The 13,177-nt window shown below is 70.4% G+C and carries 15 protein-coding genes; 10 read left to right on the forward strand and 5 right to left on the reverse strand.

Going from position 1 to position 13,177, the window contains the following annotated elements:
• Positions 1-84: 84 nt before the first annotated feature.
• Genes OWR29_RS30390 through OWR29_RS30410 form a run of 5 tightly spaced genes read right to left on the reverse strand, consistent with a single transcriptional unit; the run spans position 85 to position 4,176 of the window.
• A complete protein-coding gene (locus OWR29_RS30390; RefSeq protein ID WP_267566773.1) occupies positions 85-1,113 on the reverse strand; it encodes a hypothetical protein in 1,029 nt (342 codons plus the stop codon).
• Positions 1,110-1,670 (reverse strand): RNA polymerase sigma factor, encoded by a 561-nt coding sequence (locus OWR29_RS30395; RefSeq protein ID WP_267566774.1) that lies wholly within the window; start codon positions 1,668-1,670, stop codon positions 1,110-1,112. The genes OWR29_RS30390 and OWR29_RS30395 overlap by 4 nt, the downstream gene beginning before the upstream one ends.
• Before the next feature lie 46 nt (positions 1,671-1,716).
• Positions 1,717-2,457 carry an amino acid ABC transporter ATP-binding protein gene (locus tag OWR29_RS30400; protein WP_267566775.1) on the reverse strand — a complete coding sequence of 247 codons (741 nt, stop codon included), beginning with the start codon at positions 2,455-2,457 and terminating at the stop codon, positions 1,717-1,719.
• A gap of 1 nt (position 2,458) precedes the next feature.
• Positions 2,459-3,307, reverse strand: a complete 849-nt coding sequence (locus OWR29_RS30405; RefSeq protein WP_267566777.1) for an amino acid ABC transporter permease — start codon at positions 3,305-3,307, stop codon at positions 2,459-2,461.
• Positions 3,304-4,176, reverse strand: coding sequence for an ABC transporter substrate-binding protein (locus OWR29_RS30410; protein ID WP_267566779.1), 873 nt, complete (start codon positions 4,174-4,176; stop codon positions 3,304-3,306). The genes OWR29_RS30405 and OWR29_RS30410 overlap by 4 nt, the downstream gene beginning before the upstream one ends.
• A 77-nt stretch (positions 4,177-4,253) precedes the next feature.
• Between OWR29_RS30410 and OWR29_RS30415 the strand changes: the two genes are divergently transcribed.
• From OWR29_RS30415 to pheT, 10 genes are all read left to right on the forward strand, one after another.
• Positions 4,254-4,517, forward strand: a complete 264-nt coding sequence (locus OWR29_RS30415; RefSeq protein WP_127503214.1) for a phosphoribosyl-ATP diphosphatase — start codon at positions 4,254-4,256, stop codon at positions 4,515-4,517.
• 46 nt (positions 4,518-4,563) lie between these two features.
• Positions 4,564-5,406, forward strand: coding sequence for an ATP phosphoribosyltransferase (hisG, locus tag OWR29_RS30420; RefSeq protein ID WP_267566783.1), 843 nt, complete (start codon positions 4,564-4,566; stop codon positions 5,404-5,406).
• On the forward strand, positions 5,406-5,843 hold the full coding sequence (locus OWR29_RS30425; RefSeq protein WP_267566784.1) for a PH domain-containing protein: 438 nt from the start codon (positions 5,406-5,408) through the stop codon (positions 5,841-5,843). Before hisG ends, OWR29_RS30425 begins: the two co-directional genes overlap by 1 nt.
• A 283-nt stretch (positions 5,844-6,126) precedes the next feature.
• Positions 6,127-6,726 carry a translation initiation factor IF-3 gene (infC, locus tag OWR29_RS30430; protein WP_267566903.1) on the forward strand — a complete coding sequence of 200 codons (600 nt, stop codon included), beginning with the start codon at positions 6,127-6,129 and terminating at the stop codon, positions 6,724-6,726.
• 71 nt (positions 6,727-6,797) lie between these two features.
• Positions 6,798-6,992 carry a 50S ribosomal protein L35 gene (rpmI, locus tag OWR29_RS30435; RefSeq protein WP_221378067.1) on the forward strand — a complete coding sequence of 65 codons (195 nt, stop codon included), beginning with the start codon at positions 6,798-6,800 and terminating at the stop codon, positions 6,990-6,992.
• A gap of 37 nt (positions 6,993-7,029) precedes the next feature.
• Positions 7,030-7,419, forward strand: coding sequence for a 50S ribosomal protein L20 (gene rplT / locus OWR29_RS30440; RefSeq protein WP_267566787.1), 390 nt, complete (start codon positions 7,030-7,032; stop codon positions 7,417-7,419).
• A 247-nt stretch (positions 7,420-7,666) separates the two neighbouring features.
• Positions 7,667-8,443, forward strand: a complete 777-nt coding sequence (locus OWR29_RS30445; RefSeq protein ID WP_267566904.1) for a TrmH family RNA methyltransferase — start codon at positions 7,667-7,669, stop codon at positions 8,441-8,443.
• Entirely contained in the window at positions 8,443-9,444 is a 1,002-nt protein-coding gene (locus tag OWR29_RS30450) for an alcohol dehydrogenase catalytic domain-containing protein (protein WP_267566789.1), read from the forward strand. Before OWR29_RS30445 ends, OWR29_RS30450 begins: the two co-directional genes overlap by 1 nt.
• A 173-nt stretch (positions 9,445-9,617) precedes the next feature.
• Positions 9,618-10,679 carry a phenylalanine--tRNA ligase subunit alpha gene (gene pheS / locus OWR29_RS30455; protein WP_267566905.1) on the forward strand — a complete coding sequence of 354 codons (1,062 nt, stop codon included), beginning with the start codon at positions 9,618-9,620 and terminating at the stop codon, positions 10,677-10,679.
• Positions 10,680-10,684: 5 nt separating this feature from the next.
• On the forward strand, positions 10,685-13,165 hold the full coding sequence (gene pheT, locus OWR29_RS30460) for a phenylalanine--tRNA ligase subunit beta (RefSeq protein WP_267566791.1): 2,481 nt from the start codon (positions 10,685-10,687) through the stop codon (positions 13,163-13,165).
• Positions 13,166-13,177 lie beyond the last annotated feature (12 nt).

Here is a 13,177-nt window from a genome sequence, read left to right on the forward strand (position 1 = left end):
CCGTTTCGGCGGTTCACCCCCGTGCCCGCGGTTGCACAATGTCATGCCTGTGCAACGCCGCGCCACATCTTTTGATCTCGATGCCTAGGCGCAGCCGATGGCGTCCTTGTAGCCGGCCGGCGGCCCGCTCGCGGCGGTCTGGCTGGTGACCTCCCAGAAGACCGACGACCAGCCGCCCTCATCGGCGATCTGCCGGAGCGCCTTCCAATTGCTGCTGCCGCGCAGCGCGGTGGCCGCCTTCTGCTTTGCGGCCTGGTCGCCCGCCTTGTCGGCCCGGATCCACTCGGCGATCCAGGCGCAGCCGACCCGGCCGGTCACCCCGGCCACGAACTGGTAGTGGTCGTTGGTGCCGAGGTCGCTCAGCGCGGTGATCTCAAAGCCGGGCGGCATGGGGACACCGGCCAGCACCTTGGCCGCCTCCTTCGCCGCCTTTTCCGGAGTGACGATCTCCGGCGGCAGCGCCTCGAGCCAGGTCTCGACGCCGACGCGGTGGATGAGGGCGCTGACCCGGTCGAACTCGGAGCGGGTCCAGCCGTCGCTCGCCGTGCCCAGTTCGACGAAGACCCCGTCGCGCGGCTGCAGCATGACGGCGAAGCGGGTGTCGCTGTACTTGAACAGGTCGCCCTTCCAGCCGTCGATCGTGACCGGGGCGGGCGAGCTGACGTCACGCCGATCGTCGTGGTAGCTGCCGTACTGGTCGCCGGGATACCAGTTCATCTCCAGGCTTAGCCCGGCCTTGGTGTAGACGATGGTGCCGGTCTGTTCGGCGAAGCCGTACGCGGTGGTCGCCTTCCAGCCCGGCTCGTCGACCAGCAGGCGCGGGCTCTCCTCGGCCATCCGCAGGGCCACGGTGGAGTACTTCGCGGGCGCCGACACGACCGGAACCGGTGAGGTCGCAGTCTTCTCTTCCGGGTGGTTGATCAGCGCGGTGGCGGCGAGACCGCCGGTGACAACAGCGGCGGCGGCCGCCGCGACGGCGATCCGGCGCGCGAGGGGACGCCGGGAAGGGACGGACATGATCTCCTCCAGGAGGATCTGCTCCGCCCCGTCGAGGTCGCGCGGCCGGTAGGGGTCGGCGTCGCGGACCGCGCGGTCGAGTCTGTCGTCGCTCATCGGCGCTCCTCGGGGGCGGGTAGGGCCAGGACGTCGAGTACATGTCCGGGCCGCTCGAAGTCGTGACCCAGCAGTTCGCGCAGCCGCGACCGGGCCCGGGCGAGCCGGGTGCGCACCGCGGCCGCGTTGATGCCCAGCACCTCGGCCGCCTCGCGCGGTTCCAGCCCCTCCCACGCGGTCAGCCGCAGCACCTCGCGATCGAGCTCGCCCAGCCGATCCAGCGCGGCCCGCACCGCCACGCGCTGCGCCACCTCGCCGGCCGGGTCGGTGACAACGGCGCCGGTCAGGCGTTCCCGCAGGCGCGCGCCCAGCCGCTCCCGGCGCCGCCCGCCGCGCTGCTGATTGGCCAGCACGCGACGGGCCACGCCGTACAGCCACAGGCGAGCCTCGTCGCCCTCGGGCATCTCGGCGCTTCGGCGCCACGCCACCAGGAACGTCTCGGCGACCACATCGGCCGCGTCCTCCGGGTGCTCGACCCGTCGCGACGCGTACGCGAGCAGAGGTTCGAAGTTCCCGGCGTACGTACGTCGGAACCGCTCTTCGTCCTCGGAGATCACAGAATTCCCATGTCCGGATGCCCGCTCATCGTGACATGAGAATTTCTTACAGCCGGCCCGCCTCGATGATGCGAGCCAGGAACTGCCGGGTGCGCGCCTCCACCGGATCGCCCAGCACCTGTTCGGGTGGACCTTGTTCAAGCACGCGGCCCTTGTCGAGGAAGGCCACCCGGTCGGCCACCTGACGGGCGAACCCCATCTCGTGCGTGGCCAGCACCATGGTCATGCCCTCGCCCTTGAGGTCGCGGATCATGGTCAGCACCTCGCCCACCAGCTCCGGGTCGAGCGCCGAGGTCACCTCGTCCAGCAGCAGCAAGCGGGGACTGTTGACCAGGGCCCGCACGATCGCCACGCGCTGCTGCTGGCCGCCGGAGAGCTTGTCCGGATAACTGCCTGACTTGTCGGCCAGCCCGACCCGGTTCAGCCACTCCATCGCCTGATCCCGCGCCTCGTTCGCGGGGCGTTTGTGCACGCGCACCGGGGCCAGGGTGATGTTGTCGAGCACGCTCATGTGCGGGAACAGGTTGTACGACTGAAAGACCAGGCCGATCTTCTGGCGTACGGCGTCGGGGTCCACCCGCGGATCGGTGATGTCTTCGCCGTCGAGCCGGATCACCCCGTCGTCGATCTCGGCCAGCAGGTTCACGCAGCGCAGCAGCGTCGACTTGCCCGAACCGGAGGCGCCGATCAGCGCCACCACCTCGTGCTCGCCGACGTCCAGGGTGAGCCCGTCCAGCACCACGTGGGAGCCGAACGTCTTGCGGACGTCAGTGCAGGAAAGCACCATCTCAGGTCCCCGCGTTCTGCCGTCGGGCCGCGCGCAGCGTCACCCAGTCGGTGATGCCGATCAGCGGCAGGGCCAGCAGCACGAACAGCACGCCGGCGACCACGTACGGGGTGAAGTTGGCCGTCTGGGCCACCCCGATCTGCGCCGCCCGGATCGCGTCGATGGGCCCGGCCAGCGAGATCAGCCCGACGTCCTTCTGCAGGGCGACGGTGTCGTTGAGCAGCGGCGGCGCCACCCGCCGGACGGCCTGAGGCAGCACCACGAACCGCATCGACTGCCGGTAGCTGAGCCCCAGCGACCGCGCGGCGGCGATCTGGCTCGGGTGCACCGATTCGATGCCGGCCCGGAACACCTCGGCCAGATAGGCGCCGTACGTGATGACGATGGCGGCCCCGCCGAGCACGGTGACGCTCGGCGTGCCCTGCAGCCGCAGCCCCGGAATGCCGAAGGCCATCAGATAGATCACGATGATCAGCGGCAGGCCGCGGAACGAGTACGTGTAGAGCGTCGCCAGCGCCCGCACCGGGAAGAACACCGGCCCCCGCAACGTCCGCAGCACCGCGATGAGCAGGCCCAGCGCCAGCGCCGAGATCGCGCAGAACACCAGCATGCGGATGTTGAGCCAGAGTCCTTCGAGGATCTCGGGCAGCCAGTCGACGGCGATGCTCGGGTCGAAGAACGACTGGCGCACTCTGTCCCAGCCGGGCGCGCCGGTGATCAGCACGCCCAGGATGATGCCCACGATCGCCGTGGAGAGCGCGGCCAGCAGCACCGACCGGATCGCCTGCCGGCGACGGAAGACGATCCGGTCTTGCTGGATGGCGCTGGGCTCGTATAACCCGGAGCTCATTGGAGTTCTGGAGCTCCGCCGCTACCGGCCAGCCAGGTCTTTTCCAGTACGGCGAGAGTGCCGTCCTGCCGCAGCTGGTCGACCGCCGTGCTGACGCACCCGGTCAGCGCCGAGCCCTTGTCGAGCACCAGCCCGAACTGCTCGGGCACGCCCACCTGGGGCAGCTGACCGACGATGACGCCGTTGTCGAGCTCGGCCCCGGTCATGTAGAACGCGGTCGGCAGGTCGACCACGATGCCGTCGACGGTGCCGTTGACCAGCGCGGCCTTGGCGTCGTCGTTGTTGTTGAAGACCGACGGCTTGGTGCTCGGCTTGATCAGGTCGGTGACCGCCTGGTAGCTCGTGGTGCCGACTTGGGCGCCCAGCTTGGCGCTCTGCAGGTCGGCCAGCGACTTGGCGCCGGCGATCTTCGAGCCCTTGGTGGTGATGACCGTCTGCCGCACGAGGTAGTAGGGCGACGAGAAGTCCACCGCGTTCTTGCGCTCGGGGGTGATCGAGAACTGGTTGATGTCGAAGTCGTAGGCCTTCGGACCAGGCGCGATGGCGTTGTTGAACGTCACAGAGGTCCAGATCACGTTGTCCTGCGAGTAGCCCAGTCGCTGGGCGACCTGGTACGCGACGGCGGACTCGAAGCCCTTGCCGTTCTTCGGATCGTTGTCGCTGAACCACGGCTCGTAGGCCGGGTTGTCGGTGCCGATCGTCAACTTGCCGGCGGTCTTGGTGGCAAGGGCTCCAGCAGGGCAAACGTCCCCGGAAGCGCTCGCCGAGGCGGCGGGGGAGGCGTTCTCCTCAACGGGCGAGCAGCCCGCGAGGGCGGCGAGCGCGAGGACGGCGCCGCCGGTGGTGAGAAGGGTGAATCGGCTGACCATGCTCGGGAGCCTAGGGCACGTCTCACCTGCTGGGGCCGTTCGTCGCCATCCCGTGACGAGTTGGCAAAATGCTCCCCGTGAAGACGTTCGAAGAGTTGTTCGCCGAGCTCCAGGCGAAGGCGGCGGAGCGAACCCCCGGTTCGTCCACCGTCGCGGCATTGGAGCGCGGAGTCCACTTCATCGGGAAGAAGGTCGTCGAAGAGGCGGCCGAGTCCTGGATGGCCGCCGAGCACGAGGGCCCCGAGCGGGCCGCCGAGGAGATCTCCCAGCTGCTCTACCAGGCCCAGGTCCTGATGATCGCGACCGGCCTCGACCTCAAGGACGTCTATCGACATTTGTGACGTGCGACCCCGCCTCTGAGGAACCGAGAGAAGGAGCACGTCCGTAATGCTGCGCATCGCCGTCCCCAACAAGGGGACCCTGTCCCAGCCCGCCTCGCAGATGCTGCGTGATGCCGGGTACCGCCAGCGCACCGACCTCAAAGACCTGATCTGCCGCGACGAGGCCAACAACGTCGAGTTCTTCTATCTGCGGCCGCGCGACATCGCCACGTACGTGGGGTCGGGCGACCTCGACCTCGGCATCACCGGCCGCGACCTGCTGGTCGACTCCGGCGTCCCGGCGGCCGAGGTGCTCGACCTCAGCTTCGGCGGGGCCACGTTCCGCTGGGCCGCCCCGGCCGGCTCGATCACCTCGGCCGACGAGATCGGCGGCAAGCGCATCGCCACCGCGTACCCCGGGGTGGTCGAGCGCTACCTGGCCGAGCACGAGCTCAAGGCCGACGTCGTCCGGCTCGACGGCGCCGTCGAGAACGCCGTCCGGCTCGGCGTGGCCGACCTGATCGCCGACGTGGTCGAGACCGGCGCCACGCTGCGCCAGGCCGGCCTGGTCACGCTGGGCGAGCCGCTGCTGCGCTCGTCGGCCATCCTGATCGGCCGGGCCGGGAGCGACCACGCCGGCGCGGCCCAGCTGGTCCGCCGCCTGCAGGGTGTGCTCGTGGCCCGCAGCTACGTCATGCTGGCCTACGACGTCCGGGCCGACCTGCTCGACCAGGCCACCGGGCTGACCCCCGGCATCGAGTCGCCCACCGTCTCGCCCCTGCACCGCGAGGGCTGGGTGGCCGTGCAGGCCATGGTCCCGCGCAAGGACGTGCACCGGGTCATGGACGAGCTCTACGAGCTGGGCGCCCGCGCTATCCTCGTGACCGATATCGCGAATTGCAGGTTGTGATGGTCACTTATCGCCCGAAGAAGATCCGCTGGGTCGCGATCCCGATCGCAGTCGCCGTGGCGGTGCTCTTCACCGTGCTGAGCTTCGGTCTCAAGGGGTCGGCCGGCTTCGACAATTCCGGCTCGTTCCAGCGCGGTGACCAGGCCGCCATGATCGGGCTGGGCATCCTGATCGGGCTGGGGGTGCTGGCCTTCCTGCGCCCCCGGGTGATCGCCGACGCCGAGCACATCAAGGTCCGCAACGTCGTCGGCGGCTACGACCTGCCCTGGTCGGTGGTGCGCAAGGTGCGGTTCGACCGGAACTCGCCGTGGGCCCAGCTCGAGCTGCTGGACGACGAGCAGATCTCGGTGCACGCGCTGCAGGCGGCCGACAAGGACTACGCGGTCGAGGGCGTGCGCACCCTGCGCAAGCTGCACGCGGCGGCCGTCGCCGCATAGGAAAAAAACACCTGATAGACTTGACGCCGTCGACCACGCCCTGCCTCCGGCAGAGCGCGAAAGAGGAGCCCGCTGGTTCCCACCCGAAGCCCTTTCACTGAGGGCCGGGTCCGGTCACCTGGACGCCCGCAAGGGCGTCCGGGGCGCGTCCTCACGGGCGTCGATGACCGGTCGAGCGGGCCTCAGCATGCGCTGAGGCCTTCTGCTTTCCCGGCACCCAGTTGTCCTGGGGTGCGGGGCCGACCGACATTGGCAGCAAAGGTAACCGTTCTGAGGAGGCCCCATCAGCGTCGAACCACGCGTTAACGAACAGATCCGTGCTCGTGAGGTCCGGTTGGTCGGTCCGGAGGGTGAGCAGGTGGGCATCGTCCCGCTCGAGCGCGCCCTGCAGCTGGCCGCGGACGTCGATCTGGATCTGGTCGAGGTTGCTCCCATGGCGCGGCCGCCGGTGTGCAAGCTCATGGACTTCGGCAAGTTCAAGTACGAGAGCGCACTGAAGGCACGCGAAGCGCGGCGCAACCAGCAGCAGACCGTCATCAAGGAAATGAAGCTCCGTCCGAAGATCGACCCGCACGACTACGAGACCAAAAAGGGTCACGTCGTTCGGTTCCTCAAGGCGGGCGACAAGGTCAAGGTGACGATCATGTTCCGCGGTCGCGAGCAGAGCCGCCCCGAGCTGGGATTCCGGCTCCTGCGCAGGCTCAGCGAAGAGATCTCGGAGCTGGGATTTGTCGAGGCCAGCCCGAAGCAGGACGGCCGGAACATGATCATGGTGCTGGCCCCGCACCGGGCCACCAAGGCCGCCGCAGTGGCGGGCAAGCCCGCCCGGGAGCCGCGCGAGGGTGAAGCGCCCGCCGCGACTGCCGACACGACCGCAGAGTAGACAGCTTTTCCGCACGCATCGGGGGGCCACTGGGCCCCCTGACGTGCGGGAGGATCAGAAAGAGGCTCCAAGTGCCTAAGTTCAAGCCCCACACCGGCACCGGCAAGCGGGTGAAGGTCACCGGTAAGGGCAAGATCGTCCGCGAGAAGGCCGGCAAGCGCCACCTCCTCGAGGGCAAGTCCTCGCACGTCACCCGGCGCATGACCGGCACCGTCGTCATCGCCGAGGCCGACCTTCCGCGAGTCAAGAAGCTTCTCGGCCGCTGACGCGCGCCACACCCGTTCCCCTGTTAGGAGTACCGAAATGGCACGCGTCAAGCGGGCAGTGAACGCCCAGAAGAAGCGTCGCACGTTGCTGGAGACCGCCAGCGGATACCGCGGTCAGCGCTCCCGCCTCTACCGCAAGGCCAAGGAGCAGGTGCTGCACTCGATGCAGTACTCGTACCGGGACCGCCGTGACCGCAAGGGCGACTTCCGCCAGCTGTGGATCACGCGTATCAACGCCGGTGCGCGCGCGAACGGCCTGACCTACAACCGCCTGATCCAGGGGCTGCGGCTGGCCGAGATCGAGGTCGACCGCAAGATTCTGGCCGACCTCGCGGTGAACGACGCGGCGGCGTTCGCTGCCATCGTCGAGGTGGCCAAGGCGGCTGTGGCTGCTGAGGGCACCGGTGGCGCGGCTAAGGCTGCGTAGGCTTTCGTTCTCTCTGCAGGCGTCTCCCGATCACCGGGAGGCGCCTGTGGTGTATCAAGGTCAAATTCTTGATGTCCCGGCTGGGTGGTGGGTTCAGACCGTCGCTCCCGCGGGGACCGGCGCGCATTTCGCTGGCCGCTGGCGCGTCCAGAACGCGAAACCCGCACCGGCGACGTGCGTGAATGGTTGCGCCCAAAAGCCAAAGCCAAAAGCCAGAAGCAAATCAAAGCCAAGACTGGATCGGTTGATGACGTTCACCGCTCGTACGCCTCGGGTTGCCAATGCGCGGAAGTTGCAGCGGCGCAGGGATCGCGATCTGGCTGGGCGGTTCTTGGCTGAGGGGCCGCAGGCGGTGCGGGAAGCGCTCGCGGCCGGGGTGGTCGTCGAGTTGTTCGCTACCGCTGAGGCGATCGAGCGGTATGCCGACCTGGCAGCGCACGCCGAGGTGACTTCCGAAGTCAGTGAGGATGGCCTGGCGGCGCTGGCGGAGACTGTGCAGCCGCAGGGGTTGGTCGCGGTTTGTGAGCAGGTCGACGTGCCGTTGCAGGATGCGTTGGCCAAGAAGCCGCGGCTGGTGGCTGTTGTGGCGGAGATTCGGGACCCGGGGAATGCGGGGACGATCCTGCGTACGGCGGACGCGGCCGGGGCCGGTGCGGTCGTGTTCGCCGGTGATGCTGTGGACCCGTACAACGGGAAATGCGTCCGCGCGTCGGCCGGGTCGTTGTTTCATGTAGATGTGGTCCGTTCCCCGCTCGACGTCGTGACACCGCTGCGTGAAGCCGGTCTGCAGGTGCTCGCCACCAGCGGCTACGGCGCCGACGACCTCGACTCCCTGGCCGACGACGGCGTGCTCGCCGCCCCCACCGCGTGGCTGTTCGGCTCGGAGGCGCACGGCCTGCCGCCGGCCCTGCTCGACGCGGCCGACCGCCAGGTGCGGGTGCCCATCTACGGCGGCGCCGAAAGCCTGAACCTGGCCGCGGCCGCCGCCGTCTGCCTGTACGCGTCGGCCCGGGCGCAGCGCTGATGCGGGCCATCGTCTACGACGCCGTCGGGGCCGCCCCGCGCGTCGCCGTGGTGCCCGAGCCCGCCTGCCCGGCCGACGGCGCCGTCATCGAGGTGCGGGCGACCGGCCTGTGCCGCTCCGACTGGCACGCCTGGCGCGGGCACGACCCGGTGCCGCTGCCGCACATCCCCGGCCACGAATTCGCCGGCGAGGTGGTGGCCGTCGGCCCGTCCGTCCGCGGCTTCTCGCTGGGCGACCGGGTGACCGCGCCCTTCGTCAACGGCTGCGGCCGCTGCGAGTTCTGCGTCAACGGCCAGGCCCAGATCTGCCCCGACCAGACGCAGCCCGGCTTCACCCACCCCGGCTCGTTCGCCGAGCGGGTGGTCGTGCGGGCCGCCGACACCAACCTGGTCCGCCTGCCCGACAGCGTGAGCTTCGTGGCCGCGGCCGCGCTGGGCTGCCGCTTCGCCACCGCGTTCCGGGCGCTGACCGGCCACGGCCCGGTGCCCGACGACGCCGTGGTGGCCGTCCACGGCTGCGGCGGGGTCGGGCTGTCGGCCATCATGATCGCGACCGCGCTCGGCCTCAAGGTGCTCGCCGTCGACCCGTCGCCCGCGGCCAACTCGATGGCCGCCTCGCTGGGCGCGGTGATCGTGCACCAGATCGACCAGGAGGCGCACATCGCGATCGACGCCTACGGCTCGGCCGCCACCGCCGAGGCCTCGGTGCGCGCCCTGCGCCGCGGCGGCCGGCACGTGCAGGTCGGGCTCATGCTCGGCGCCGACGCACGAGCCCCGCTGCCCTGGGACCTGGTCGTCGCCCGCGAGCTGCACGTGGTCGGCTCGCACGGCATGGCCGCCGCCGACTATCCGCCGATGGTCGATCTGGTCGCCCGCGGCCGGCTCGACCCGGGCCGCCTGGTCGGCTCGACCATCCCGCTCGAGGCGGCCGGCGTCGCGCTGACCACGATGGATTCGCCCATCCCGGGCCACGCCGGAATGGTCGTGGCGGTGCGTGACTGACGCGATATGCTGACCGTGTGGCGACCCTGATGATGCTGTTTAGCCGGCCCGCTGGTCGCGGGCCGCGGGTCTGACACGTCCCGAACTCCCTGACCGGCGGGCTGCGGCTCAGCCGTGCCTCCGTACACTGCCGTCTGGCTGCGAGTTAAGAGGCTCAGCAGGTGAGGGAGACCATGTCCTACCGCAATGATCCGTACGACCCGAAGCAGGCCGCCCTGCTCGACCCGGCCGCGCTCGAGGCCGCCGTCGACGACGCCCGCAAGGCCTTCGACGCCGCGTCCGACCTGGACGAGCTGGCCACGTTGAAGTCCGCGCACCTCGGCGACCGCGCCCCCGTCTCGCTGGCCCGGCGCGAGATCGGCTCGCTGCCGCCGGCCGCCAAGTCCGACGCCGGCAAGCGGGTCAACCTGGCCCGGCAGTCCGTGCAGGGCGCGTACGACTCCCGCCTGGCCGAGCTCGAGATCGAGCGCGCGGCCAAGGTGCTGGTCACCGAGCGGGTCGACGTCACCCTGCCGTGGGACAGGCGTCCCCGCGGCGCCCGCCACCCGCTGACCACGCTCATGGAGCACATGGGCGACCTGTTCGCCGGCATGGGCTACGACATCGTCGAGGGCCCCGAGCTCGAACTGGAGTGGGCCAACTTCGACGCCCTCAACATCGGGCCCGACAACGCCGTACGCGGGTCGATGGACACTTTCTACGTCGACCTGCCCGGTCTGGTCATGCGCACCCACACCTCACCCGGCCAGGTGCGCACGATGCTCACCCGGCAGCCTCCGATCTATGTGGTCAGCCCGGGCCGCGCCTACCGCTCGGACGAGCTGGACGCCACCCACAGCCCGGTCTTCCACCAGATCGAGGGCCTGGTCGTCGACGAGGGCATCACGATGGCCCACCTGCGGGGCACGCTCGACCACTTCGCCCGGGCGATGTTCGGGCCCGACGCGCGTACCCGCTGGCGCCCGCACTACTTCCCCTTCACCGAGCCGTCGGCCGAGTTCGACGTCTGGTTCGCCCAGCACCGCGACGGCCCGCGCTGGGTCGAGTGGGGCGGCTGCGGCATGGTCAACCCGAAGGTGCTGGTCGCGGCCGGCATCGACCCCGAGCGCTACTCGGGCTTCGCGTTCGGCATGGGCGTCGAGCGCACCCTGATGTTCCGCAACGGCGTCAGCGACATGCGCGACATGGTCGAGGGCGACGTCCGGTTCACCGCCAACTTCGGAATGGAGGTCTGACGCTCATGAAGACGTCTTTGTCGTGGCTGCGGGAATTCGTCGAACTGCCCGCCGGCCTCACCGCCGAGCAGCTGGACGACGCCCTGACCAACGCGGGCATGGAGGTCGAGTCGATCGTCGACCAGGCCGCCACCGTGCGGGGCGACCTGGTGGTGGGCCGGGTGCTCACCATCGAGGAGCTGACCGGGTTCAAGAAGCCGATCCGATTCACCACCGTCGATGTCGGCCGGGGCGAGCCGCAAGAGATCGTGTGCGGCGCCCGCAACTTCGCCGAGGGTGATCTGGTCGCGGTGATCCTGCCGGGCGGCGAGCTGCCGGGCGGCTTCAAGATCGGGGCCCGGAAGACGTACGGCCGCAATTCGAACGGCATGATCTGCTCGGCCGCCGAGCTGGGGCTCAGCGGCGACCACTCGGGCATCATCGTGCTGCCCGAGGGCGCGGCCGAGCCCGGAGCCGACGCGCGTCCGGTCGTGGGCCTGTCCGAGGTGCTGGTCGAGGTCGAGATCACGCCCGACCGCGGCTACGAGATGTCCCTGCGGGGCATGGCCCGCGAGCTGTCGTACGCGTTCTCGGCGGCCTACACCGATCCGGCGACCCTGGTCACCGCCCCCGGCTCGACGCCCGAGGTCCCGTACGAGGTGAAGCTCGAGGACACCGTCGGCTGCGACCGTTTCTCGGCCCGGGTGGTGCGCGGCATCGACCCGGACGCGCAGTCTCCGGAGTGGATGCAGAAGCGCCTGATCGCCGCGGGCATCCGCGCCATCTCGCTGCCGGTCGACATCACCAACTACCTGATGCTCGAGCTCGGCCAGCCGATGCACGTCTTCGACCTCAACCGGCTCAGCGGCGGCCTGGTCGTGCGCCGGGCCAAGCCGGGCGAGAAGCTGACCACGCTCGACGGCGTCGCCCGCGTGCTCGACGCCGAGGACATGGTCATCTGCGACGAGACCGGCCCGGTCTCGCTGGCCGCGGTGATGGGCGGCGAGACCAGCGAGTGGCAGCCCGGCACGGTCGACGTGCTGCTCGAGGCGGCCCACTGGGACCCGGTGATGGTCGGCCGCACGGCCCGCCGGCACAAGCTGTTCAGCGAGGCCGCCAAGCGCTGGGAGCGCGGCGTCGACCCGCAGCTCACGCTGGTCGCGCTCGAACGGGCCGTGCAGATCCTGACCGAGCACGCCGGCGGCACGGTCGACGAGCGCGTGCTCGATCTCGACCACGTGGTCGCCCCGGCCACGATCGAGCTCGACCCGGCTCTGCCCGCGAAGCGGATCGGCCTGGCCTACGACGCCGAGCAGGTGACCGCCCTGCTGTCGCAGATCGGCTGCACGGTCACCGGCGTGGCCCCGCTCGAGGTCACCCCGCCGACCTGGCGGCCCGACCTGCTGGCCCCGATCGACCTGGTCGAAGAGGTGGCCCGCCTCGGCGGCTACAACGACATCCCGTCGCTGCTGCCGCCCGCCCGCGGTGGCAGCGGTTCCACCCCGCAGCAACGGCGCCGCCGCTCGGTGGGCCGGGCGCTGGCCGAGAACGGCTACGTCGAGGTGCTGTCGTACCCGTTCGTGGCGCCGTCGGCGGCCGACCAGCTCGGCTACCCGGCCGACGACCCGCGGCGCAGCGCCGTGCGGCTCACCAACCCGCTTTCCGAGCAGGAGCCGCTGCTGCGCACGTCGCTGCTGCCCACCCTGCTCGGCACGCTCAAGCGGAACCTGGGCCGCGGCCACCGCGACCTGGCCCTGTTCGAGACGGGCACGGTGTTCCTGCCCGGCCTGACCGAGATCGCCCCGCCGGTGATGGGCGTCGACCGCCGCCCGACCGAGCAGGAGTGGACCGCGGCCAACACGATCGTGCCCGACCAGCCGTGGCACCTCGCCGTCGCCCTCACCGGTGACGTCGAGCCGGCCGGCTGGTGGGGTCCGGGCCGCGCGGCGTCGTGGGCCGACGCGATCGAGGCGGCCCGGATCGCGCTGTCGGCGGCCGGCGTCACGGCCGAGAGGATCACGGTCGGCGCCGACGAGCTGGCCCCGTGGCACCCGGGCCGGTGCGCGGCGATCTCGGTCGACGGCACGGTCGTGGGGCATGCGGGTGAGCTGCACCCGGCCGTCGTCTCGGCGTACGAGCTGCCCAAGCGCACCAGCGTGATGGAGCTCGACCTGGACGCGCTGCCGCTGCCCCCGGTCACCCAGGCCAAGCGCATCTCGTCGTTCCCGCCGGCGCTGATCGACGTGGCCCTGGTCGTCGACAGCTCGACCGCGGCCGCCTCGGTCGAGGCCGCGCTGACCGACGGGGCGGGCGAGCTGCTCGAGTCGGTGGCGCTGTTCGACCTGTACGAGTCGGACCAGCTCGGCGAGGGCAAGAAGTCGCTGGCCTACAAGCTGACCTTCCGCGCCCCCGACCGCACGCTGACCACCGAGGAGACGCTGGCCGCGCGCGACGCCGCGGTGGCCGCTGCGGCGGATCGCTTCGGCGCCACTCTTCGCGGCGCCTGAGAGCTGTGGAGC

The organism is Paractinoplanes pyxinae (genome assembly GCF_026626335.1).
In the GTDB taxonomy this organism is placed as follows: Bacteria; Actinomycetota; Actinomycetes; order Mycobacteriales; family Micromonosporaceae; genus Actinoplanes; species Actinoplanes pyxinae.